At 51.8% G+C, this 25,185-nt stretch carries 20 protein-coding genes; 7 read left to right on the plus strand and 13 right to left on the minus strand.

What is annotated here, in order from left to right:
* Positions 1-91: 91 nt before the first annotated feature.
* Positions 92-1,009 (minus strand): pseudouridine-5'-phosphate glycosidase, encoded by a 918-nt coding sequence (locus tag JMI88_RS23785; protein WP_201364460.1) that lies wholly within the window; start codon positions 1,007-1,009, stop codon positions 92-94.
* 517 nt (positions 1,010-1,526) lie between these two features.
* Here JMI88_RS23785 and JMI88_RS23790 point away from each other — a divergent pair.
* Positions 1,527-2,495, plus strand: coding sequence for an alpha/beta fold hydrolase (locus JMI88_RS23790; RefSeq protein WP_201364461.1), 969 nt, complete (start codon positions 1,527-1,529; stop codon positions 2,493-2,495).
* Positions 2,496-2,580: 85 nt separating this feature from the next.
* Here the strand turns inward: JMI88_RS23790 and JMI88_RS23795 are convergent, their stop codons facing one another.
* The 4 genes from JMI88_RS23795 to aroF all read right to left on the minus strand — a co-directional run bounded on the left by JMI88_RS23795 (position 2,581) and on the right by aroF (position 7,120).
* Complete coding sequence (locus JMI88_RS23795; RefSeq protein ID WP_201364462.1) at positions 2,581-4,158, minus strand: SPFH domain-containing protein; 1,578 nt, start codon at positions 4,156-4,158, stop codon at positions 2,581-2,583.
* A 47-nt stretch (positions 4,159-4,205) separates the two neighbouring features.
* Positions 4,206-5,219 (minus strand): PSP1 domain-containing protein, encoded by a 1,014-nt coding sequence (locus tag JMI88_RS23800; RefSeq protein ID WP_201364463.1) that lies wholly within the window; start codon positions 5,217-5,219, stop codon positions 4,206-4,208.
* Positions 5,220-5,345: 126 nt separating this feature from the next.
* Positions 5,346-5,918 (minus strand): ANTAR domain-containing response regulator, encoded by a 573-nt coding sequence (locus tag JMI88_RS23805; RefSeq protein ID WP_126595593.1) that lies wholly within the window; start codon positions 5,916-5,918, stop codon positions 5,346-5,348.
* Between the two features lie 137 nt (positions 5,919-6,055).
* Positions 6,056-7,120: a 3-deoxy-7-phosphoheptulonate synthase gene (gene aroF / locus JMI88_RS23810; protein ID WP_201364464.1), complete on the minus strand. Its 1,065-nt coding sequence runs from the start codon at positions 7,118-7,120 to the stop codon at positions 6,056-6,058.
* 460 nt (positions 7,121-7,580) lie between these two features.
* On the opposite strand from aroF, the gene JMI88_RS23815 reads away from it, so the two are divergent.
* Complete coding sequence (locus JMI88_RS23815) at positions 7,581-10,016, plus strand: glycoside hydrolase family 2 protein (protein WP_236023027.1); 2,436 nt, start codon at positions 7,581-7,583, stop codon at positions 10,014-10,016.
* Positions 10,017-10,062: 46 nt separating this feature from the next.
* On the opposite strand, the gene JMI88_RS23820 is transcribed toward JMI88_RS23815, so the two are convergent.
* The 4 genes from JMI88_RS23820 to tgt form a co-directional block, all read right to left on the minus strand.
* A complete protein-coding gene (locus JMI88_RS23820; RefSeq protein ID WP_201364465.1) occupies positions 10,063-10,845 on the minus strand; it encodes a hypothetical protein in 783 nt (260 codons plus the stop codon).
* Complete coding sequence (locus JMI88_RS23825) at positions 10,842-11,576, minus strand: GlcG/HbpS family heme-binding protein (protein WP_201364466.1); 735 nt, start codon at positions 11,574-11,576, stop codon at positions 10,842-10,844. The genes JMI88_RS23820 and JMI88_RS23825 overlap by 4 nt, the downstream gene beginning before the upstream one ends.
* Before the next feature lie 366 nt (positions 11,577-11,942).
* On the minus strand, positions 11,943-12,764 hold the full coding sequence (locus JMI88_RS23830) for a lipoate--protein ligase family protein (RefSeq protein ID WP_201364467.1): 822 nt from the start codon (positions 12,762-12,764) through the stop codon (positions 11,943-11,945).
* Between the two features lie 66 nt (positions 12,765-12,830).
* On the minus strand, positions 12,831-14,012 hold the full coding sequence (gene tgt / locus JMI88_RS23835) for a tRNA guanosine(34) transglycosylase Tgt (RefSeq protein WP_201364468.1): 1,182 nt from the start codon (positions 14,010-14,012) through the stop codon (positions 12,831-12,833).
* A gap of 534 nt (positions 14,013-14,546) precedes the next feature.
* On the opposite strand from tgt, the gene JMI88_RS23840 reads away from it, so the two are divergent.
* The 3 genes from JMI88_RS23840 (at position 14,547) to JMI88_RS23850 (ending at position 20,644) form a co-directional block, all read left to right on the plus strand.
* Entirely contained in the window at positions 14,547-14,852 is a 306-nt protein-coding gene (locus JMI88_RS23840) for a zinc-ribbon domain containing protein (protein ID WP_201364469.1), read from the plus strand.
* A gap of 541 nt (positions 14,853-15,393) precedes the next feature.
* Positions 15,394-17,841 carry a RelA/SpoT family protein gene (locus JMI88_RS23845; protein ID WP_201364470.1) on the plus strand — a complete coding sequence of 816 codons (2,448 nt, stop codon included), beginning with the start codon at positions 15,394-15,396 and terminating at the stop codon, positions 17,839-17,841.
* A 328-nt stretch (positions 17,842-18,169) separates the two neighbouring features.
* Positions 18,170-20,644 (plus strand): RelA/SpoT family protein, encoded by a 2,475-nt coding sequence (locus tag JMI88_RS23850; protein WP_201364471.1) that lies wholly within the window; start codon positions 18,170-18,172, stop codon positions 20,642-20,644.
* Between the two features lie 62 nt (positions 20,645-20,706).
* On the opposite strand, the gene JMI88_RS23855 is transcribed toward JMI88_RS23850, so the two are convergent.
* From JMI88_RS23855 to JMI88_RS23870, 4 genes are all read right to left on the minus strand, one after another.
* Positions 20,707-21,048: a hypothetical protein gene (locus JMI88_RS23855; RefSeq protein ID WP_201364472.1), complete on the minus strand. Its 342-nt coding sequence runs from the start codon at positions 21,046-21,048 to the stop codon at positions 20,707-20,709.
* Positions 21,049-21,336: 288 nt separating this feature from the next.
* Positions 21,337-22,572 (minus strand): sigma-70 family RNA polymerase sigma factor, encoded by a 1,236-nt coding sequence (locus JMI88_RS23860; protein WP_201364473.1) that lies wholly within the window; start codon positions 22,570-22,572, stop codon positions 21,337-21,339.
* Between the two features lie 350 nt (positions 22,573-22,922).
* On the minus strand, positions 22,923-23,765 hold the full coding sequence (locus JMI88_RS23865; RefSeq protein ID WP_201364474.1) for a DedA family protein: 843 nt from the start codon (positions 23,763-23,765) through the stop codon (positions 22,923-22,925).
* Entirely contained in the window at positions 23,765-24,193 is a 429-nt protein-coding gene (locus JMI88_RS23870; RefSeq protein WP_201364475.1) for a hypothetical protein, read from the minus strand. The genes JMI88_RS23865 and JMI88_RS23870 overlap by 1 nt, the downstream gene beginning before the upstream one ends.
* A gap of 179 nt (positions 24,194-24,372) precedes the next feature.
* On the opposite strand from JMI88_RS23870, the gene dut reads away from it, so the two are divergent.
* Positions 24,373-24,822, plus strand: a complete 450-nt coding sequence (dut, locus tag JMI88_RS23875) for a dUTP diphosphatase (protein WP_236023028.1) — start codon at positions 24,373-24,375, stop codon at positions 24,820-24,822.
* A 3-nt stretch (positions 24,823-24,825) separates the two neighbouring features.
* The gene (locus tag JMI88_RS40390; protein ID WP_201364477.1) at positions 24,826-25,179 is read left to right on the plus strand and encodes a DnaJ domain-containing protein; all 354 of its coding nucleotides are present in this window, start codon (positions 24,826-24,828) and stop codon (positions 25,177-25,179) included.
* The last annotated feature ends 6 nt before the right edge of the window (positions 25,180-25,185 follow it).

A 25,185-nucleotide genomic window follows, 5' to 3' on the forward strand; every position in this document is an offset into this window, starting at 1 on the left:
TGTATTCGTATTGTAGTCGTTATGTTGGAATAAATCAACGTCTGCTCAATGCGAACTCCAAAATTTCTTTCCTTAATAATCCCACATTAAATTATCTTTTGGCATAGGCCTGGGCGAAACGGGCTGCCCAGCGGGCATTGTTAATCAGGAGGGCTTTGTTGGCTTCGATACTCTCTCCGGTGGTTGTTTGCGCTACCTGAGATAGGACGTAAGGAGTGAGTGCCGCTCCCTGGATGCCTTGCTCCCGGGCGCTGCGCAGGGCTGCCGCGATCGCCTGTTCCAGCGGCGCGGCTTCCATGGCGTGGGCAGCCGGGATCGGGCAGGCGACAATGATGCCGTGCAGGCCGCTTTGCCATTGAATATGAGCCAGGCGGGCCAGCGTTGCTACATCATCGAGTCGTTGTGAGAGGCGTAGCCCACTTTGGGCGACATAAAAGGCAGGAAATTCGTCGCACTGCCAGCCAATGACAGGGATGCCATGCGTTTCCAGATATTCTAGCGTCAAATTAAGATCCAGAATCGACTTGGCGCCTGCGCAAGTAACCAGTACTGGTGTCTGACTGAGCTCTTGCAGGTCTGCTGAAATATCCATGCTGGTCTCGGCCCCACGGTGGACACCTCCAATGCCCCCGGTTGCGAAGAAGCGAATGCCCGCCATGTGAGCACAGAGCATCGTACCAGCGACGGTAGTAGCTCCCCATTCGCCCCTGGCCAGCGTAAATGCCAGGTCACGCCGACTGACTTTGCGTACATGCGCAGCGGTGGCCAACTGCTCTATTTCATCCGCATTGAGTCCGATGACGATTTTTCCATCGTGAATCCCAATGGTGGCTGGAACAGCGCCCTCTGCCCAAATAGTGGCCTCCATAGCATGCGCAATTTCAATGTTCGCTGGATATGGCAAACCATGAGCGATGACCGTCGACTCGAGTGCCACAACGGCCTGCCCCGCTTGTAGTGCTATCTGCACCTCTGGTGCAATATCTAAATATGATGAGATATCTTGCATAGTAAAATAATGGTATCACATTTAAAATGGTTTTGTCTGGCTCCAGGTGGTGCCGCCAGACGGCGCACCATCTGGAGAAGGAAGATGTTGAGATGCAGAGCGCCCCTGGCGTGGGGAACGCAAGCGTCCCCAACCTCTTTTTCATGGCTGGTGCAGCAGATGCGCATTCGCGCATCTGCTGCACCAGCCATGAAAGGATATCCTGAGCACGGCAGGCGCGCAAACCCATGTGCCGTGCATGCGCCCGCCCGCAAGGCGTGCTACAGCCTCTATTTCACGCCAATGATGAGTAAGTAGTAGAGTACTAGTTTAGCAGAAGTGTTTGCGCATTTTTGTTTGCACATGCTATATTACTTCTTGAGCCTGCTGTGCTCTATACATTAGACAAATCGTATAGGGATATTGATATTTCTATAGGCAAAGTAAGTAAAGTAAGTATAGTATAGTGTCGAGGCAATGTTATGAAATGCCTCTCAATTCAAATCAGGTAGAACAGCAAGTAGGAGTGTGTATAAAAATGGCAATTGCAAAGAAATTGTTTAACACTGGCCTGGTCCTTGGTGGTACCCTGGGTGCACTCGCTCTATATAATAAAGTAACTGAGGCAATGGCAGGCGAGCTTGATACTGTTCTGACAGGAGAAGAGCGCCGCTATCCATGGAAGTACGGCGATATGTTTTATGAGGTGAAGGGAAGCCGTGATGCAAAGCCGCTGGTTTTGATCCATGGCTTTGGTCCTGGAGCCTCATCTTATGAATGGCGTAAGAATATTGATACACTGGCGGAGCAGTTCCGTGTGTATGCTCTGGATCTGCTGGGCTTCGGTCTGTCAGATCATCCCGCGATCGACTATGACGCGGAAACGTATACAGATTTGCTTAATGATTTCATTCGTGAAGTAGTGGGTAAGCCGGCGATTGTGGCGGCCCGTGGCCTGACCAGCGCCTATGTGATCGCAGCCGCTTATCGTCGCCCACAGTTGTTTGAGCGTTTGATCCTGGTAGGGGCTCCGCCAACAATATTAGCGGAATCTTATCCTGGTCCTTTAAATGCATTGCAGAAAGCTGTCCTGCGCGCGCCAATTATTGGCCAATTCATCTACAATCTTTTGACATCGCGCCAGGCTATTCGTGCTTACTACGATGGCCAGGGCTATCACAATCCCGGTTTGATTACTGATGAGCTGGTAGAGTACATCTATACCTCTGCCCATCAGCCCAATAGCCGCCATGCCAGCGCTGCATTCCTCAGCAACCATCTGCAGCTGGATGTCCATGAGCCCCTGGCCCGTTTGCAGGTTCCGGTAGTTGCCGTGTGGGGTCGCGAAGGTTTCCTGACGCCAGCCGAGGCCAGCACGGCCTTTAAGCGCGTCAATCCACGTATCGATGTGCGTATTATCGATAAAGCAACTCTGCAGATTCAGGATGAGCAGGCCGGCCAATTTAACAACATGGTGCGCGAATTCGCCAATGCTGCTGTGCGATAATAGATACCTGATATTACCAAGCAAGAAGGAAGGCTCAGGTCGCCAGTTGGCGACCTGAGCCTTCCTTCTTGCTTGTTATCCCGGCTTAGCCGCCGGTCATCAAATTTTTATCTTTGGGATGCTGCATGACCCAGTTGGGTTGCGTCGCGTCGTGATATGTTTTGCCTGGATAGCGTTGCTCATGTTTTTTTGCTTCTTCATAGAGGTTACGCGCGGCCTGGGCAGCATCAAAATGCACTTTCTGGCTGGCCTCAGGATCTTGCGCAACTTCGTAGAATTTAGCGGCGATGCCACGAATAGTCTCGGGATCTGTAATACGCCCATCTTGCACATCTTTGTAGGCATGGACAAGCACATCTTCAGTCAGGTCATAGGAAGGGGGCGCTGGTGTCCCCTCTTCGAGGTGATGGGGACGAGCCGGGGCTTCGACGGGCTGGCCCTGCTGAGCGCTGGTTCGTGGCACAGGCATCTCCGGAGCCGTTTTTTCCGTGGCCGATCCTGGCGTTGCTGCCGGCACTGTCGCTGGTCGAGACGTAAGCACAGGCTGTACCGGCTCAATCTTAATGGCACCATGCGGAGCAATTTCAATATCCCTGATACTGACCCAATTAATTTGCACGCCCCATAAGGCCACTTTTTCGCGCATCAATTGGAGCAGATAATCATTGATCTGCTCACGACGCTCAAAGCCACCCACAAAATCATCATCACCAGGTTGTTCCATATGACCGCTTCTGCCATCCGGCCAGACCAGCAAATCTTCTGGCTGGAAAACGGTAGTAATGGTTTGGAGCATCGTTTGAAAACGTGCGCGCAGACTCTCTTCCCAGTTTCGGACCTGAGTAACCGCCAGGTAGGCATCCTCTGGCAACAATTGATAAGAAATGACGCCCCGCAACATCACATCCTCATCGCGTGAAATCTGGACGATCTGGGCCGGGCACATCCATTGGATCTCTTCGACATTGAGTTGTTGGGTAATCTCTTCCCAGAGCAAAAGGATATTAAAGCCAGGGTAGAGGGTGCGTGTATACTTTTTGAAGCTATAGACGATGTCTACAAAACCTTCGGGCACCGGGTGCACACAGCGTCGGGCCAGGGTGATCCCCAGCGCTATTAGTGCTACCAGTACCAGCAAGCCGGGCAGCAATCCATAGAGCGCAAAGCAAGTGGCCAGCAAGAAGAGACAGAGGCCTCCCGCCGTACCCAGTGTCCACATGCCGTTATCTGAACCCGCGTAATAGACCATCACTGCCTGTACGATAGTGATCGCTAGCAGTACAATCAGGATTGGCCAGAAGCCCGCGGGTGCCAGAACGGCATGTCCCGAGGCTACCTGCGGTAGAACGAGGAGGCAGGCCAGGCCGCAGAACACAAGCGGCAACAGGATCAGCGTAACGTACTGGTTAACATGATTGAATGACTCAAAAAATGAGGACGCCAGCTCTGCTGGTGTAGCTTTTGCCCGCCGACCCGCATATTGACGGCGCGTCCCACCTGGCTGGAGCGCCTCTCCATCATCTTCTAGCGGTTCGCCCCGGGCACCGATCAGTTCCCCATCAACGACTGGAAACTGCTCTTCTTGTTGCTGTTGAGGCCAGTTCGAAGTCAAGCCAGGGGAATCTTGCCAGGAATCCCCGGGATCCTTCCTATCCGACGACATGTAAGCACACACCTTCCTCTCATCTCTGCAACCAGATAGTCGTTGAATTACGGCTTCTTCCTGAGGCCACATGAACCACAACCCCCAGCGGCCCCCTTTGTGGAGCAACAACCGCCGCTGCCACAACCGCCGCTGCCACAGCCCCCACTACCACAGCCGCCGCTACCACAACTACCGCCGCCTTTCGAGCTACAACATGCGCCCCCGCTACCACAGCCGCCTGCCGACTTCTTCTCCTTGTGTTCACTGACAGGGACATGGATCGTGACGCCACTCTCTAACATAACTTCAACAGAATTTTGTGGAACATTGATCGACACGACCTTGCCACGACCTCCGGGAGTATCGAGGAAGGTACCGATTTGCGGCATCTGCTGCTTGGCTTGAATATAGTTGTCATTCTCATAAGAGAGGCAGCACATCAAGCGCCCACAGACGCCAGAGATTTTTGAGGGATTGAGGGGGAGTCCCTGCTCTTTGGCCATCTTAATAGAGACAATGCCAAAGTCAGTGATCCATGAACTACAACAGAGGGTTTTGCCACATGGCCCAACGCCACCCTGTAATTTAGCCTGGTCGCGCGCGCCGATCTGGCGTAACTCGATACGTGTACGGAAAGTAGCGGCCAGATCTCGTACCAGGGCGCGAAAATCTACACGCTCATCCGCGGTAAAATAGAAAGTCAGGCGGCTGCCGTCAAAGGTATATTCGGCCTCCACCAGCTTCATCGGAAGCTTATGGTAAACCACACGCTCATGACAACGAACCAATGCGTCTTTCTCTTTACTCTTGTATGAGAGCATCATTCGCAGTTCGTCTTCGGTCGCCAGATGTAGAACGGGCTTCAGTGTATCGCTTAGATCGACTTCGGCCATCTTTTTTGAGGCGATCACTACACGGCCTGCCTCTACACCGCGCACTGTTTCTACAATGACGTACTGGCCCGTTGAAAACGTTTGTCCCAGGGGATCAAAATGGTAGATTCTACCAGCGGGACGAAAGCGAATACCAACGACAATAACGCTTTTATCTGTACTTGTACTACTCGTTGCCAGTGACATCGACTCTTTATTTCTTGCTAGCTTTTTCAGCAGTCAGATAGGCTGCCTGCTGTGCAGCAGCTCATCCGATCGTACAATATGACAAAAGAAGGATGTAGCCGCATTGCCACATCCTCTTATCCTGCTTTACATTTCGTTTGTTAGCAAGATAGCTTCCGCTACCTCACGCATGGACTTACGATTGTTCATGCTGGCCTTCTGGATCTTGCGGAATGCTTCCTGTTCCGAGAGACCCTGCTTTTCCATCAAGAGCCCTTTCGCACGCTCGACAACCTTACGGGTCTCCAGTTTCTCGGAGAGCGTCCGATTTTCGTCCTCAATAGCGCGATATTCACTATAGCGTGCCAGCGTGACTTCAATTGCCGGAGCAACCTCACTTTCACGCAGTGGTTTCACAATGTAGTTTACCACCCCCGCCTCTTTAGCACGTTCAACCAACTGTTGGTCTCCGAAGGCAGTGAGCAACAACACTGGTGCAATCTTTTCCTGTGTGAGAGTTTCGGCGGCGGCAATGCCGTCCATGTCGGGCATACGTATGTCCATGATGACCAGATCCGGTCGCAGCTCACGAGCCAGGTTAACCGCGCTCTGGCCATCGCCAGCTTCTCCAATGACTAGATAGCCTTGTTTGGTTAGCACATCCTTTAAATCCATGCGCTGAATGGCTTCGTCATCAGCAATAATAATTCGTGTTGGCATAGTGTCTCCTCAAAGCCTTTGGTCTATTCCCACCCATCTAATTAAATACTCTTTCTACGTACAAAGAGTATATCATAACACTGGATCAAGCGTCGATAGCAGGGTAGGCTCTCTTAGCTATTGGCGAGACTTTATGTTCAAGCGACAGAGACCTCCTCTCGCATCATATGGGCGAGCAAGGCCGTTTCGCGAACAATTTTTTCTAGCTGATCCGGCGTGATTGATTGTTTACCATCGCAGAGTGCGGTATCAGGATCAGGATGAACTTCAATGATAAGCCCTTGTGCTTCGGCCGCTATGCTGGCACGAGACATAATGGGCACGAGTTCGCGGCGACCGGTAGAATGACTGGGATCTACAATGATGGGTAGGTGTGTCAACTGATGGATCAAGGGTACGCAGGATAAGTCGAGGACATTGCGGGTCTGGGGATCATAGCTACGAATACCACGTTCGCACAGGATCACATTTGGATTGCCTGAGGCGATGATGTATTCGGCAGCGAGTAACCATTCATCGATAGTAGAGGCGAGGCCTCGTTTCAAGAGCACTGGCAACTGTTTGCTATGGCGGCCTACCGCCGACAAGAGCGGGAAATTCTGGACATTGCGGGCGCCGATCTGTAATATATCCGCGTATTGAGCAACTGTTTCCACCATACCTGGCTCCATAACCTCAGTGATAACTGGCAGTCCGGTTAGAGTACGGGCTTCGGCCAGCAGGTGCAAACCTTCTACCCCCAGGCCCTGGAACTGGTATGGTGATGTACGCGGCTTGAAGGCTCCTCCGCGTAAAACTTGTGCACCTGCACGCTTGACTGCTTGTGCGGTTGTAATGAGTTGCTCCCTATTCTCGACGGCGCATGGTCCAGCCATAATGACTGGTTGTGCTGAAGCTCCGCCTATAGTGATGGGGGTACAATCGTTGGTAGCACCGATGGTAATGCTGGTATCTTCTGTCTGGAAGGCTCGACTGACTAGCTGGTAGGGGGTCTTGAGAGAGTGGATCTGTTCAACTGCGCTCTGGGCTTGAAGTGTTGTTTGCGCCTGTGCATCGATTAACGCTGAGTCAATGGCAATGACCTCTCGTTCGCGCATGTGCGTCGACGTAATCGGACGTTTACTGCCGGTGATCCTACACAACAGCGCCATTAACTGTGCCCTGGATTCACCGCTTGTTTCTTTGCGGATAGTAATAATCATCTCCTGAACCCTTTCATCAACCGAAAAAAACTGGACAGTTTTTTGGAAACAAAAAAGCAGAGGATTTTTCCTCTGCTTCCCCAGCATGCTGGTGGTTTATTTTTGCTCAGCCCAAAGGGCCCACCATCATGCTGGAGGGCTAAACCAGTAATAAAAGCTGGATTGTACAAATTTGATTTGCTGGCTGAGCATATGATTGTTTCCGCTTCTGTTTACTTTAAGCAGGACTGGTTACAATGAGTTTGCTTGCTTCAGTCCCTGTATTGATTATACGGAGGTTTATATCTTCATGTCAAGGGGGAAGCGTACAGTTTGGCTATTTCATGGCAAGAATGCACAGTAAGTGAACATTGCGGAGGCGCTTTATTCCTGTTATGCTGTGCAGCATGGATATTCAGGCAATGGCGCTAAAAGGAAAGCAGGAGCAGTGGAATACAAAGATCTTACAAAGAATTGGCAATTGAAACAACGAGTTCCCGAAGTCGACCTGACCGCTGATTTTGCGACAACGGAAAGCTGGTTGCCTGCCAACGTACCGGGTGTCGTACACCTGGATTTATTGGCGGCAGGACAGATTCCTGAACCATTCTATGCTTTAAACGAGCAGCAACTACAATGGATTGGTGAGCGGGATTGGCTCTATCGCAGTACCTTTGAGATAACGGCTGAAGAGCTGGCAGAGGCAGAATTGGCTTTATGCTTTGATGGCCTGGACACCTATGCAACGGTCTGGCTTAATGGTGTGCAAATATTGACAAGCGATAATATGTTTGTGCCGCAGCGCGTCTCCGTAAAGTCTCTATTACGGGTCGGTTCGAATGACTTGCATATAGTCTTTGAATCGGCTTTGTTACGGGGCCAGCAACTTGAAGCGCAATATGGTAAATTGCCGCTCTGGAACGGCGATTCCAGTCGTCTCTATGTACGCAAGGCCCAATACCACTATGGCTGGGATTGGGGTCCGGTCTTCATGACGGCTGGTTTATGGCGTGCGGTGCGCCTGGAGGCATATAATGCGCGCCTGGCTAATGTGCACTGTCCTTATGAAGTGGCTGAGGATCTAGCCAGCGCGTTGTTGCCGGTGAGGATACAGGTTGAGGAATTGGCAGCGGACAGTGCGCAGGAAGTGCATGTGGCTCTGTATGCTCCCTCCGGTGAGTTGGTGGTGGAAAGAACCCTGGCTCTGCAGGGCGAGCAAGTAGTGGAGACGCAGCTGGAAATAAGCCAGCCAGAGCTCTGGTGGCCTCACACTCATGGCAAACAACCGCTGTACCGCCTGGTGACCACTCTGCACGGCACGCAAGGTGAGGAGGATCGCCATGAATTGCGCCTGGGTCTGCGCCGCCTGCGCCTGGTACAGCAAGCATTGCAGGATGAGCCTGGTAGCAGCTTCTATTTTGAAATCAACAACACCCCTATCTTCTGTGGTGGTTCCAACTGGATTCCCGCTGACTCTTTTACTCCACGTATCAGTCGGGACCGCTATCGCCAATGGCTGCAACTAGCGGTTGATGGCAACCAGAACATGCTGAGAGTGTGGGGTGGAGGTATTTATGAAGATCCCGCCTTCTATGAACTATGCGATGAACTCGGCCTGATGGTCTGGCAGGATTTCATGTTTGCCTGTGGACTCTATCCAGCCCATACAGAGTTCCAGCAGAGCATACGGGCCGAAGCCGAGGCCGCTGTGTGCCGACTGCGCCACCATCCCAGCATCGTCATCTGGTGCGCCAACAATGAAGACTATGCGATAGCTGAGAGCAAGGGAGTGTCAGATCCGCAGATTACCGAGCATTTTGAACAGACAGCTTTTCCGGCTCGGGCACTCTATGAACAATTGTTGCCAGCGGTCTGCGCTGAATTGGATGCGACCCGTCCTTACTGGCCCGGTAGTCCCTACGGTGGCGTTCGCTCATCTGACCCAACCATCGGAGATGTCCATGTCTGGAGCGTTTGGCATGGAGGATTACCCTATCAGGATTATCCCAGGCTGGCCGGTCGCTTTGTCAGCGAGTTTGGCATGCAGGCTTTTCCTGTCCTGGAAACCATTCAGGAATTTGCTCCGCCTGAAGAACTCTACCCTCAGAGTCGCACACTGGACTACCACAACAAAGCGGATGGCGGTCCCGGGCTGATGGCGCCGTACCTGGTGAACAATGTACGCGTGCCCGCCGACCTGGAGGGCCAGATTTATGCGACCCAGTTGGTGCAATCCGAGGCCCTTAGCGCTGCCATTCGAGGCTGGCGCCGCCGCTGGCAGGGTCCGGGCTGCGAATATACGGCCGGCGCTCTGGTATGGCAATTGAACGACTGTTATCCGGTGATGAGTTGGGCGCTGGTCGACTACCAGTTGCGCATCAAGCCTGCCTACTATACCATTGCTCGTGAACTGGCGCCGCTGGCAGTTGGCCTGAGCCGCCAATCCCCTGATAGTGTCGCTATCTGGGCCGTCAACGGTGATACTGCTGAGGTGCAGATTGAGCTGGAGCTGCGGACGGTTAATCTGGGGGGCGAAGTACTTTCCGAGCATCGCCGCACTGTGACCCTGGCCGGCAATCGTTCCAGAGAGCTGGATGTGATCCAGCAGCCTCAGAACGATCAAGAGGTCTTGCAAGCGCGCCTGTGGCGGGACGGTGTGGTTGTGGCTCGCGCCACATTATGGTCCGAGCCCTATAAATACCTGACTCTGCCAGATCCCCAGTTGAGCGTCGAACGGCTCGATGACCAGCACATTCGGGTCAGCGCCAGGCGACCAGCCAAAGGAGTCTGGTTGGAGGCTGGTGCTACGGTTAAATGGAGCGACAACATGCTGGACATTGTACCCGGTGACCCACAGATTATTGTCGCCTCCGGCCTTGGTGACCAAGCCATTCAAGCCCGCTGGCTCGATAAATAAACACGTAGGTGCGCCCTCGAGGGGCGCACCTACGTTTATCGTTTTTTTATCGTTTTTTGCGCTGGTTGGTGCGATAGGCCTGGTAGAGATCATCGTGCTCACCTTTGACACCCTGGCGCATCGTGGGAGGCGCGACCTTGGGGGTCCGAGGACCCTGTGAGCTGGCGCCGCTTCTGGTTTTGCTGGTTTGCGCCTGGCTGGCGGCGAATTGCTTACCATTTGGCAGCAGGTCAAAGGCCACCAGAGCGTACAAGAGGATGATCAGGGTCAGAATATTGATCAAGAAGGACGTTGTTAATGGCAGGTTCCCAATGGGAAGCGTGAAGATGACCCTCTCGATATGCATATTGACCGAGAATGTGTGCTCTAAAGGCAGCAGGGCGTTGGCACCAATCAGGTAGATGACCATACCAATGAAGTGGCGTGGCTTGAACAGGGAGGGGCGTGTCGCCGGCCGGGCTTTGGCGGCGGCTGGTTTCTCCTTTGCCTCCGCAGCCTCTTCCGCCTTGGTAATGGCGGTTTTGGTATTCATGCTCTTCTTAGCGCGGGCCATGCGTGCTTCAACCACATCATTTTTGTTGGCAGGACCATCCTCTTCGCTCTGCTCAACTTTGGAGAAAAATTTAGGGAGACGTGGTAGACGCCTGGAAGTTGCTACAGGCTCGCTGGTCACCTCCTCCGCAGCTGGAGCCGTGTCCAATGTCAGATCTTCGGTAGTAGGGGCGAGCGTCTCTTCCTGAGTCTCGCTACCGGTAACGAGGACTGGTCGATTGCGTGGCACACGGCTGCGACGGGGTCTCTTAGCAACAGTATTGTAATCTTGACTCATGCTTGGTCTCCTGGATGGTCCACCTCTGGTGGGTTAGCTGAATTATTACGGAATGATTGATAAGCATCATACTCGCGCGTGGTGGCTGAAGGCTGGTCCACGGACTTTTCCCGAGATTGATTATAGCTGGAGTTGTTATCTCTATCCCTGGCAAGTGCTGAGCCAGCGACTGGGGCTCCATTGTTGCTATTATCCCGGGGATATGGCGCTGCCTGTGAGTAAAGCGGCTGCGAGTATGGGGCTGTGGGTTCTGATGGATTAACATAGAGTGGCTGTGGCTGTGGCATATTTGCTGGAGCCACTTTCACTGGAGGTGCCATGGACTCCATGATACCGAGGCCGGCTCGTGCGATTTCATCATCTCTTCCGGGGGCATTTCCACCACTGACACCAACACCACCGATTGTAATACCATTGACGCGCAGAGGCCAGCCGCCCGCTGCCATGATAAACTTGCCACTGGTCATGCTGGCCAGGCTAGAGGCAAAACCTGGAATCGCGGCCCCCCATTGGGCCACATCGTCGGTAGATTGATTAAACATCACCGCCGTATGGGCTTTGGCGATACTGATATCACCAGTCGCAAAACCATATGGTGCCATCATGCGCTCAAATAAGACGAGGTGCCCCCCTGCATCGACGATTGCGATGCTGACTGGACTACGCAGCTCTCTTGCTCGCTGCTTGCAAGCCTCCAGAACTTTGCGGGCCATCTCGATAGATATACTCACGCCCAGATACTCCTTACTAAATGACTGTTCTCGATGGATGGACAATTAGCAAATGCAAGTCCATGACCGGTGTTCCAGTGCTGGTGAGGTAGTGTTTCCCCGTTGCTATGTTGTGCTTTTCTAGAGATAGATGAAGATGGCTGTATACACCCACTCAAAAAGTTAAAAAACATAACTACGTGTATGTTTGCTCATTGTACATCACATACCATTTACGTGCAATGTATCAGTTTCTGTGGGGCGAACTTTTTTTTATAGCTGTGAGCGCGGGCGCGGCGCTGTATGCCGATTGCGCGCTACAACACGATGGCCGCGGGCTACCCATACCTTTGGCTGTTATTATCTACGTAGTTGTTACCTATCAGGTTACGACAACGAGATGCGCTCTTTGCGCCAGTTGAGCTTACTATATTTCTCCTCCACCAGTTGACGAGCCAGCTCCCATTCTGAAGCGCTGAGCTCTTCTTCGAGCATCTCGTGCTGTAAAAAAGTACTGAAGCCCTGGCGGAACGCCTGCGCCACGTCGTCCCAGCTGGCCTGGGGCGCGAAAGTGTGCAGGGGTGTTGTCTTTTCGCGATAAGACTGCAATGCTTTCTCACGTGCCTGAGCATCGGGATAGCGCAGCATGCTAAAGAATTCGGCCGAGCGATCATCCAATGGTAGCGAGCCCTGTTGGAGCAGCGCCTCCTCTTTCCAGACCTGGGCGCTGCCTACCAGTTTAAAGCCGCCGCTGGTGAGATCGGCCTGGGTAGATGAAGCAAAGCAGGCTGCCGAAGGATGTTTATTGACGCGCTCATCGCTGATCTCAGCCTGCACACCCAGCAGGCGTAAGGCGGCCAACAATCCCCGCGAGAGATAGGCGTAGGCCGCGACCACCCCCGAAGGCACCCCATCGCGTTTGCCGATGACGATGCTATAAGTAAATTCGTCGCGGTGATAGACCGCACGCCCGCCAGTAGGGCGCCGTACCAGGATTACCCCCTGCTCCTCACAATACGGCTGCTCGATTTCGCGCTCGATACTCTGAAATCGTCCCAGCGAGATCGATGGTTGGTTCCAGCGAAAGACGCGCAGCGTCGGAGGTACATCTCCTCGAAGATGGTGAAGCAGGATTGCTTCATCGATCGCCATATTTAAAGCGGCATCCTGAATACCTGTACTCACAAAACGATATGGAGTTTTCTGCATAAATTAGATTCCTTATAAATGCATAATAAATGCATAGAAAATTGCTCTTTGTCTGAGTTAATTTATTTATGCGCGTTTGTCGCGAGCTTCTTTCCATTTTTCGCGTTGCGCTTCGCGTACTTTCTCTGAAGCGGGTACATAGCGAGCCATAAAATCTTCGCGGAAGGCTGGATAGGTTCCATCAATAATTGACTGCCGTAGCTGGCCAGCCAGGCGTAGCATAAAGCGAATATTGTGAATACTGCCCAGGCGAAAATATAATTGTTCCTCGGCTCGAGCCAGGTGATTGACATAAGCTGCACTATAATGCTGACAGGTGTAGCAGTCGCAGCCCTCTTCAATTGGACCCCTGGCGGTACGGAAGCGCGCGCCCTTAATGCTGACACGGCCATCGCGGGTAAAGAGGCCACCGTGGCGAGCCACACGTGTTGGCAGCACGCAGTCAAACATGTCCATGCCCAGTCCCACTCCGATCACCAGATCCTCCGGTGAGCCGACACCCAGCAGGTGGCGTGGCTTATTGCGCGGCAAATTAGGGGTCACATGCTTCAGCATCCCCCACATCTCTTCCTTTGGCTCGCCCACAGATAGTCCACCGATTGAGAGGCCTGGGAAAGGCATATTTCCAATCACCTGTGCGCTTTGCGCCCGCAGCTCAGGCTCAAAGGCACCCTGCACAATCCCAAATAGCGTCTGTTCGGGTCGTAGTTTCTCCTTCTCCACCAGGGCACGTTCTTCCCAGCGATGGGTCCACTCCATCGCTTTTCTGGCCTCCTCAGGACTGCACGGATAGGGAGCGCAGATATCGAGCGGTAGGATAATATCCGATCCCAGCTCAGCCTCAATTTGCATCACACGCTCGGGGGTTAATGTATGCAGCGAGCCATCGATATGCGACTTGAACACTACCCCATCCTCATTCAATTTGCGTAAGTGACCCAGGCTCCAGACCTGGAAACCACCGCTATCGGTCAGAATAGGGCCATGCCACTGCATAAAAGAATGCAGACCACCAAAAGAATCAATCAGGGCGGAGCCGGGTCGTAGCATCAAATGATAAGTATTGGCGAGGATAATCTGGGCGCCAGCTGCGTGCAGCTCTTCTGGGGCAACGCTTTTAACGGTTGCCTGTGTCCCTACAGGCATAAAAATAGGAGTTTGAATCGTCCCGTGTGGGGTCTGAATGGTTCCGGCGCGTGCCCATGTTTCCGGACATTCAGCCTCAATTGTAAAGTTGAATGATGACATGCATTTCTCAAAAGTGGGTTGGTAACAGCGAGCACAAATTGAGTTTAAATGGTGCCCGATTTTTTCCTTATTTTCTCATGAACGTCAATAGTTGTGCAAGCGGTTAGCTCTTACGCTGCTCTTCCCTCTCCCTGGTGGCACCGTTAAGCGGCGCCGAAGTATTGCCTCTGAAAGATAAATCTTTTATCATGTAAAAAAATACAATCCCGCAGGAAAGGATGAGTATAATCGTATTTACGCAAGATTGAGAATCTGTTTGTGAAAGCTAACTATAATCATCATATGTAAATCACCAAATTCATTTGCATATAAAAGCTATATAAAAATATGTACCATAACGATAATTTATCACAAAAACACTTGCAAATCTCGAAACAATAGTGTATGCTTTCAATCGGTATCCAATCTCGGTCTCGCATACAGTGCTCGTCCAGGGTTATAGAATCCCACGCTGGTAGGGGGACAAATGACTGGTGACAACTGCTAGGATATGGACCCGGAGGATAACCAACATATCACACAGGAGGTCCCTAGTTGAACTTCGTTGACAAAACCTTAAAGTGCCGTGAGTGCGGAACAGATTTCGTGTTCACCGCCGGAGAACAAGAGTTCTACCAGCAAAAGGGTCTGATGAATCAGCCTGGTCGCTGTCCTTCTTGCCGCTCGGCTCGCCGTCAGGCAGCCGGTGGTTCAGGTAGCCGCGAGCGTGCTCCCCGTGAAATGCACACAGTAATTTGCGCCGAGTGCGGTACCGAAACACAGGTGCCATTCTTACCAAAGAATGATCGCCCGGTCTATTGCAGCCCTTGCTACGACAAGGTCCGTGTTGCTCGCGACTAACTTTACGTTGGTTGCGTGCTGCGCTCACATTTCTATCTCAGTGTGAAGTGCTCTATTTCTGAGGATTTCCGCTGGTAAGCAATAGGCGCCAGTTTACTGAACTTTTCCCAAAAACAAAGAGGCTTAGTCAAGGTGTGTTCTTGGCTTGGCCTTTCTCTTTTGTTTCCCCTGACTTTTAGCATCCCCGCAGCGATTCATCCCTATGTGGTATAATTAACTACAAAACGATAAAGTATATGTACCGTTTGTGGTGATTGAAGATAAAAATGCCGCAAAGGCCCGTAAAAGGTGAATTTATAGCCTTGTTTTCCTGCCTGAGTGCCTTCTTTTTACTCCTTCTCCAGCATAAGTGACATTGTACCTGCTTGACAGTCGCTCATTGCTCCTTATAATAGAGAAGTAACATCAGTTTCGCCCAGGTGTAAGTGTTTCCATATAGAGGACAGCTCTATTGATGGGGACACTTTATTAGTAAAAAGCTACCAACTATCCAGGCAGATATGGGCAGATGGTACAGCATGTAGTAGCAGGTATTTAGAGAATGGCTACCAATTTCGACAAAGTTGCTGATGAGTCTGGCAAATCCAGGGATACTCAGGCGATCATGCCCATGGTGAGGACAACGACAACCTGGGGAACGAAAGTAGCGCCCTCTCGGATGACAATTCAAGACTTATTAGATGAAACAAAACACTACCTTACTCCAGAGGATATGGAGAAAATTCAGCGCGCCTACGATTTAGCAAATCGCGCGCATAAGGGGGCTGTGCGCCGCTCTGGCGAACCCTACATTCAACATCCACTGGAGGTAGCCCTACTGCTTGCTGGAATGCGTATTGATGCAGATGGTATCGTGTCTGCACTCCTCCATGATGTAGTTGAAGATACTGAATACTCACTTGAGGATCTAAGTGAACAGTTTGGGCCGGCTGTGGCCAATATAGTGGATGGGGTGACGAAGTTTGACACCCTGGCTGGCAATAAACCTGCCAAACCTTCGGTGGAGGCAAAAGATGCTGCTCCACCTTCTCTGGTAGATAAGCGGCGCATCCGTACCGAGACGGTGCGTAAGATGCTGCTGGCGATGGCCGAGGATCCCCGTGTCGTGGTGGTGAAGCTGGCCGATCGCTTGCACAATATGCGGACACTCAGTGCGATGTCGCCAGCACAGCAGCAAAACACGTCGCGCGAGACGAGCGAGATCTATGCTCCCCTGGCTCGACGCCTGGGTATGTCCATCGTACAGGCCGATCTGGAAGATCTGGCTTTTGGTTATCTGGAACCTGAGAAGTATGTTCAGCTGGCCAGGCAGGTCGAGGAAGAGGTCAAGCGCCGCCAGCCATTTGTCGATGAAGTCTGCCGCATTTTGCGCGCAGAGATGGGGCGAGCCGGTATTCGGGCCGATGTAATGGCCTGGCAGAAGCACCTGGCCAGCATTAATCGCAAGCTGGAAGATGTGCCCTCTCAGTTGAATGGTAATGAACTGAGCCAGATCCACGATCTGATCTCGTTCCGCATTCTGGTCGACTCTGATTATGAATGTTACCTCGCACTGGGCCATATTCACGCTCTCTGGCGACCAAAGGATGGCCGCATTAAAGATTTTATCGCCACTCCTAAGCTGAATGGTTACCAGTCGCTTCACACGACCGTATTCTGTCTGGACAATCACCTGGCTGAAATTCAAATTCGCACCTATGATATGCAGCGAACCGCTGATTATGGGATTGCCAGCTACTGGTTCTTGCGCGAGCGCATGGGCAATATGGATAAAGATAAAGAGCGTGGCGGTGAGCATACTAACGAAAGCACTCCAGGCAGCTGGCGTCTCTCCTATCGTGAGATGGTGACATGGATTGAGCAGTTGCGGGAATGGCAGCGAGCGCTACCACAGAGTGCCGATGAGTTTGTGGAGGCGGTGAAGGGTGATATCTTCCAGGAGCAGATTTTTGTCTTTACGCCGCAGGGCGAGGTCAAGGATCTTCCGCGTGGCTCGACGCCCCTGGATATGGCCTATCGTATTCATACGGATATTGGTGATCATTGTGCCGGAGCGCGTATCATCACGAATACTGATGATAGTGGTCGCCTGGTGACGCGCCTGGTGCCTCTAGACTACGAATTAAAGGGTGGCGAGATCGTCGAGATTATGGTCAATCGCACCGTCCACCCGACGCGCGACTGGCTATCGTTCGCGCGTACCGCCGCGGCTCGCAATAAGATCCGCCGCTATCTCAAGACATATGAGCGCGAGATCAACTTGCAACTGGGCCATGAGCGCCTGGACTTCGCCCTGAAAACCATTGGTTACCAGGCCGGTGTGGATGAGCAGGTCGAAGGACTGTTGCGCCGCTTTTGCACAGAAGAACCAACGGCCAGCACAACCTTCAAGAAATACGCTACCATTGAAGATATCTATGTGGCGTTAGGGCGTGAAGATCTACTGGTCGAGCAAGTCCTGAACCTGTTGCAACCCCGGTTGCCGCAATGCGTGGCCTCTGCTACCTCTGAAGGCGAGGGAGGCCTGTATTTGCAGAAAGATGGCGAGGGCACGCTATTGATTCAACTGGATCGCTTTTGTTGTCCTATTCCAGGCGATCCTATTATTGGTCAGTTGACCCCGGATCAAGGTGTGGTCGTGCACCGGACCGACTGTGATCTGTTGCGGCGCAATCAAGAGCCACTCTCTAATCTGGTTGAGGTCAACTGGCGACAGATTCATCCTATCAGTTACCTGGTGACTATCTCACTGGTAGCCCATGATCGCTCCGGATTATTGCGCGATGTCGCCGCTGTCGTGGCAGATGCCGGGATTAATATGGCGTCGGTAACCTCGACCACCACCCCTGCATCCCAAAGAGCTGTGATTACCGCGACCCTGGAGATTTATCCCGGTGAGGGTGAATTAGTAGATCAGATGGAGCGCATCCTGCGGCGTTTGCGACAGGTAAAAACAGTGGTCAGCGTTGAGCGAGCAATAGGAAAATAAGGCTCCCGCCAATGCGAGCACTTGGCGTGAGGGCAGGTGCTCCAGCCCCTGTTTCAGGGTGTATCATCCTCACCCTCACTGTAAGTGGCATCTGCTATAAATGTGCGACAATATATATTGAGCGTTCACGTGCTGCGCCGACGCAGTGCCTGTGCCTTGTTGTGAGAAGCATGAGCCAAAATCCAACGAGTAACCTGTTGGCACGTATACTGTTGTAGGTTTAAAATTGTATAGAGTCATGAATGTATCGTGAATCAATTTGAATACTACGGAGTAAATGATATTCGACAATCCTGCACTGGATATGTCAGATGGCCATAGATGAATTATGATAGATAGGTCTGTAGAACAACAATTTGTTGAGCCTCCTTATCCACCTGCTATGAAGCAACTGCTTGCGCTGATCAGCCGGTATATGGCGCCAGCCGAAGTTGACCTCGTAGTGAAAGCCTTTCAACTGACGTTAGAGGCCTGCGAGGACATTCCTGGTACGAGCGCACGTCCAATCCCACCTTTGGAGCAGGCATTGGCGGTAACGACTATCATGGCACAGATGATGCATGTGGATGCCATTGGAATCGCTGCCGGACTGGTATATGAGGCTGTCGATGCTGAATTATTGATCCACGACCAGGTCGAGTATACTTTGGGAGCGGCTACGGCCCGCGTGGTTGAGAGCATGCTGCGCCTGAATATCCTGGAACGTAAAAAGCAGAATGTTGCGACAGGCGCCATGCTGGCGATTCAAAATCCTCAGCTCTCTTCTTCAAAAAAATCCTATGGCGAGCGTGATGATGATATCATCTCTTCCTCGTTAGAGAATAAGAAGCCTCGTGTACGTGAAGCGATGAGGCGCCAGCAGGCTGAGACTGTGCGCAAAATGTTCGTGGCAATGGCGGATGATCCACGGGTGGTGTTACTCAAATTGGCATATCGACTGCATGCGATGCGTATGATGTGTGAGCCATCCTACGAGGGCGATGCGCAGGAACTGATGACGCTGGCGGAGGAGTCGCGCGAGATTTATGCTCCCCTGGCCGGTCGCCTGGGTATGTCGCTGGTGGAGAGCGAGCTGCAAGACCTGGCTTTCCAGATTCTAGAGCCTGATCGCTATCTCTGGGTGCGCAATCTGTTAGATATAGAAACCAAACAATGGCGCTCTTATGTGGATCGGGTGTGCGAGTGGCTGCGGGCCGAGATGGCCTCGATCGGCGTCAAAGCTGATATCTCTGGGCGCGTCAAACATGCCTATAGCTTTTATAAGAAGATCGCTCGCACTGCCGGTGACTTTGAGGATCTAGAACATCTCAAGGCGGCGGCCGATCTCAGCCAGATTCATGATCTGCTGGCTTTCCGTATCCTGGTCGATACGACCACGGACTGCTATGTGGCGCTGGGACATGTGCACAGCCTGTGGCGACCCAAAGAGGGGCGCATCAAAGACTTTATTGCCAACCCTAAGCCCAATGGCTATAGCGCCCTGCACACGACCGTTTTTTGCCTGGATGACCAGCTGGTTGAGATCCAGATCCGGACTCATGATATGCATGAAACGGCCGAGTATGGTGTGGCTATGCACTGGCATTATAAGGATGTCGGCGACAATGCTTCGGCTTCGGCGAAAGAATTGCTGACCTGGCTGCGACAGTTGACCGAATGGCAGCAAGACCTGCGTACTGCCAACACCAGCGACACCGAATTCGTGGAAGCGGTCAAGGATGATATTTTCCAGGAGCAGATCTTTGTCCTGACCCCCAGAGGGGAAGTGAAAGATCTACCTGTTGGTTCGACGCCGTTGGATTTTGCTTACCGCGTCCATTCAAAAGTGGGCGACCACTGTGCGGGGGCGCGCATTATTGCTTCTGATGGAGGAGATGGCAGCGGTGATCGGCTCATCTCACGTATGGTTTCGCTGGATTACGAGCTGAAAAATGGCGAGATTGTGGATATCGTGACCAGCCGCAGTGCCCATCCAACGCGCGATTGGTTGCACTTTGCGCGTACGGCGGCGGCCCGCAATAAGATTCGCCGCTACCTCAAATTGAATGAGCGCCCGATCAATATTCAAATTGGTGAAGAACGGCTTGAGCGTGAACTGAAGGCCGCCGGTTCTCGGGGAGCGGATGCTATCACTGAGGATGCCGAAAATTGGGTCTGCAACAGCATGAACGCTGATTCTTTTGAGGATCTATTGGCGGCCATCGGCTCTGATGATCTCCGACCCCGCGCGGTTGTTGTCAAGTTGCTCGAATACTGGCAGCGCGAAAATAAGGATACGAAAGAGTCGAAGGAGAGCGATGATACCTTATCCTTGCCTTCGGTCTCAGCCAAGCAAACGGCGACCGCCCAGCTAGAGGTGGCTGGCGTCAGTGGATTACTTACCCGGCTGGCGAATTGTTGCTATCCTCTGCCCGACGATAACATCGTGGGCTTTATCAGTCGCGGCAAAGGCGTGATTGTGCATCGCTCTGACTGCCGCAACATTGCGCGTCTGGGCGAACAGGACCGTGAGCGTCTGATTCACGTCAACTGGTCTGGTATGAGCCAGCAGCCTTATCATGCGCCGATCGTGATTACCGCCCATGACCGTACAGGCATGATTCGTGACGTGGCTACCGTGGTCTCTGATTCCGGGGCTAACTTGATGTCTATTAACTCCAGCGTCAGTGCTAACCATCAGACGGTCGTTATTATGGCCACGCTAGAGATTGCTGACCTGGATCAGATGCATCGCCTCTTCGTGAAACTGGAGAAGGTCAAGGGTGTGATCCATGTAGCACGCGACCTGGGACAGCGCAAATAAGCCACCCGAAAACGTAGGTGCGCCCCTTGTGGGCGCTTTTTCCTGTTCTGCTCGTTGGTTGATCAGGGAAGCTCGGTTACGACAATCGCGATTTCCATTATCAGGAGCACGCTGCCAATTACCAGGCTCAGAGTTGCCAGCAGTCTTCCTTCCTTCCACAGGGGTTTGCGGGCCCGATAACGCCCCACAATACCTAGAATTAAGGCCGGCAAAGGACAGATCAGAAAAAGATAAACCGAGAGATGCACAAAGCCAAGTGGTAGTAATCCTAGTATGGACGACAAATAGGTATCCAGTGAAAAGCAGATACCTGCGATCAAGCATAGGCTAATGCTGAGATACGCCGTCCAATGGATCCGCGAAGTGTTTTTTTCGCACTCCTTCGGGCACGTTTTACCATCCATACCAGTATTCTTTCCCCTCTTTAGATCAGAATATTGAAGTATAGTTTCTTGGTCGCTGTCACACCTAGCATAACCGCTGATCTCCAAAATGAAAATAGACCAAAGGACTATTTTTAGTACAGTCGGGTCTATCAGAAGGTCACTGTGATAATGCTCAATGTATAAACGCAGAGGAGAAAGGAAATTTTACGGGCAGCACGAAGTCCTCCGGGAGGAAGCGTCTTAATAAGATGCACCCTCCCGGAGGACTTCGCACATGTTTTTTGGTATGTTATGTTGCTTTTAAAGCTAGCCGCGTAGACGCTCAAGCACTGGTGGTTGGCGCAGTTTAGCCAGAGCACCGGCCTCGATCTGACGCACACGTTCGCGCGTGATACCTAGCTCACGACCAACTTGTTCTAGTGGATGAGCCTGCCCATTGCCCAGGCCAAAGCGCAACTGCAATACCAGTTGCTCGCGTGGTGTGAGCACCGATTCCAGCACTCGCTGCACTTCGTCCTTTAATGTCTGTGTGGTTGCCAGTTCTTCGGGTGAGGCGGATTCGGTATCCGCCAGCACATCGCCCAGCTCCTGCTCTTCGTCTTCGCCAACGGGCAGCTCAAGAGAAACAGGAGCGCCGGGAGCTGACTGTAATTCAACCATGCGAATTGGATCTAGCCCCGTAGCCTCGGCCAGCTCCATCTCTGTTGGTTCGCGACCAAGTTCCTGTAGCAGCCTCTGGCGTTCACGGCGAATTCTATTTAATGCCGTATTGACATATACCGGGAGGCGAATGGTGCGCCCCTTATCGGCCACGGCACGACTGATGGCCTGTCGAATCCACCAGGTTGCATGGGTCGAGAAACGATGTCCACGCCGCCAATCATAGCGCTGCACGGCGCGAATAAGACCGATATTGCCTTCTTGAATCAGGTCTAGCAAGGTCAAACCACGGCCCACATAGCGTTTGGCGATACTTACCACCAGACGAAGGTTTGCCAGAATGAACTGCTTCATCGCATCGCGATCACCAGCCTCAATCCGTTTGGCTAATTCGATTTCGCGTTCGTGGGTAATCATAGGAACGCGGCCAATCTCACGCAAGTAGGTCATCACCGCGTCAGATTCGCCTGCGTCAGCGCTATTCACCTGGTTCTCATCTTGATCTTCAGAGCGGCGGCGGCGCGGCGCGGGGCGACGAGCCTGTTGCTCTTCACCCGCATGGATGGAAGGAAGATGAATAAGCGCGTCATTGTCAAGTTCTGCGGTATGCGGCTCCTCATGGATATCGGAATCGGAAAGATCCTCTTCTAAATCCAATGGACCTGTCTCGATATCGAGCGCACCGGTATCAATGCCACCCATATTATCTTCCAACTCGTGGTCATCCTTCTCTGTACCAGCCTCCCCATCATCTTCCGATGTATAGTCAAGATCTTTTGAAAGAAGCTGTTCCACAATATCGAACGGCTTGTCAAGATCTGTGGTATGTGATTTATTTAAGGTAAGCGTTGTTCCCGTCATGGCACGCTTGGTGTCTATCATTGTGCGCCCTCCATGAAAAGTAGTATATCCTAAGCAGCAAGATATCTGTTCGTCGTCAGTCTGGTCCTACACTCAGGGAATTTGAGCCCTTCATCGGACCATTCTGTCCGAGCCGAGTGGGAGGAAAATCAATGACATGCAATCAGTCTCTACTAGTAGAAACATCGCCGGTTTGGAAAATATTCCTAGACTCATTGACATAATGACGTTCCCCCGATATTTGAATAACAGCGCGTGCAATGTTGCCGGCTTTGTCAATCGGGTTGTCAAACAATAATGACAATATTGTTGTCAATCAGCACAAGGAACTACGTCCTTACCTCAATTATAACGCAAGTCACCCTTTCATTCTAGTCCCTACGGCGTGGATTTGACGTAGTTTCCTTGGGAAAACTGTAACCCGTGTGTAATCCATCTGTACTTTTATACGTTTGAACACGCCTTAAAGTGGCAAGAAATAGAGTGGTTTTCGGATTTTTTTCCTTGCCTGACTGTTTATAACGAAATTTTGAGTCCTGCGCCTTCTTGTGGGAAGTTGCTGACTCTCCTGTTTCTTCTATCGTAGTTTGTGCTTGCCCCGGTTTCATTTTTCTCAGGGTACGTATCAGTAAGACGATCAGATAGATTGCAATGAGTAATAATAATGTCAGGATTGAAATCGTGGTGAGCAAATTGCCCACCGCTTCCCAACTGGCGCCAAAGGCAAAGCCGAGAATCAGGGGTGGAATGATGCCGAGGGCTTCGCCTGTGGCGTCGGCCAGCAAAAATTTGCGGTAAGGGTAGCGTTCAGCGCCGGCCAGAATATTGATGGTTCCTCCCAGGGCTGGCGCCAGGCAGCGGCTCAAGAAGACGGCCCAGCCGCCCCGGCTCTGAAAATATTCCTGAGAGCGGTTGATTACTTTCGGTGAGATGAAGCGAAAGCGTTTTTGCCGGGTCAACCAGGCAATGACGCGCGTGCCTACTTTACGGCCAATAAAATATCCGATGCTATCGCCACAGACCGAGGCACTCAAAGCGATAATAAATAGCAGAAAAAGATTAAAATCTCCCAATGCAGCAAAGGCGCCGGTCGCCAACAACAAAAGCCCGATGGGTAAAGGGGCTCCCACAGCAGCCACGCATACACAAATCCACAAAACTGGATAGCCATACAACTGCAGCCAGCTAAGAATTAATGGCAGTAAAGTATTCATTAAATAGTTATGCTCCCCCCTCCGTGCACCGCTGGTGTTGGATATGGTTTAAAGGGGTGCGATTTGCGGTACTTTAGAATAGTCACCTGGAGTGTATGAATGATGACATCAGGGGACTGTTTGCGTTGGAGAGCAATGGTCTGCAAAGTGCTATGGCGTGTAACTGTATCATTTTTCAACTTCAAGGCTGAATACAGTATGCTATCTGGTACTCGATAAACATGAGCCACATAAGGAATTGTCATCCACTGACGAATGAGATGCACATCACCCTCATGCGCCATTATCTGATGCTGATGAACATTCTGCACTGCATCAATGGTCGCATTTGTCGCAATGACAGTCGCCCCTAATGATAAAATCAGAAAGAAGCTAATAATGATAAAGCGTCGTTGCATTGATTGTTTTGGCACTATACGTGTTTGCATATCCATATTACGAATAAATTGACCATAAGGGTTAAACTTATGGGAACGCTTTGCGTCGACGGGACAAATCGGGCGCAAGGCACGAACCTACGTCTCTCCCCCCTCAATTGGCTACCGCAGGTGGCCAGTTGAAAAAAACTCTCTTGACGAGATACCATCTATTCTCTAGAATAACTTATATGGATGACTCTGCACAACCTCTAGAGGTTAATATTAAACGAGTTGATACAGAATTGCCGTTGCCCACCTATGCAACGGCAGGATCGGTAGGCTTTGATCTGCTCAGCCGGGAAACTACTGAGGTCGCGCCACGTTCACTGGCACTGATCCCTAGTAATCTGATTGTGCAGACCCCTCCCGGATATATGTTGCTGTTAACTATGCGTAGCAGCACCGCCCGTCGCAAAGGGTTATTGATGCCCAATGGCGTGGGTGTAATCGACCAGGATTATTGCGGTGAAAGCGACGAACTGCTGGTATCGGTTTACAACTTTCGGGATGAGCCAGTAACCGTGTTGCGCGGTGAGCGTATCGCGCAAGGTATTTTTATTCCGGTTGGACGCTTTGCTTGGAATGAAGTGGAACAGGTTGGGAGTGCCAGGGGAGGCTTCGGAAGCACGGGGGACTAAATTATGGCTCTACCAGACTATTACGCCATCCTTGAAGTGCCTTCTACGGCGCGACTTGAAGATATCAAGCAGTCATATCGGCGCCTGGCGCGCTTGTATCATCCTGATATCAATCGCAATGCCGAGGATCGGTACATTAAACTGATCAATGAAGCGTATGCCGTTCTCAGCGACCCTACCCGGCGCATGGCTTATGATATTCAGCGTCTGGAAACTATGAAACGTGATGTTTTGCTCAACTTTATTCTGCAGCAGCGTGAACAGGCCAGGCACAGGAAACAGCAGCCGCGCATGACCTGGAAAGAAGGGGCCATCGGCTTCGTGCGCGAACTTAAAAAGGGGATGCGAGACAATTAAAAGGGC

It is taken from the genome of Dictyobacter formicarum, from assembly GCF_016587435.1.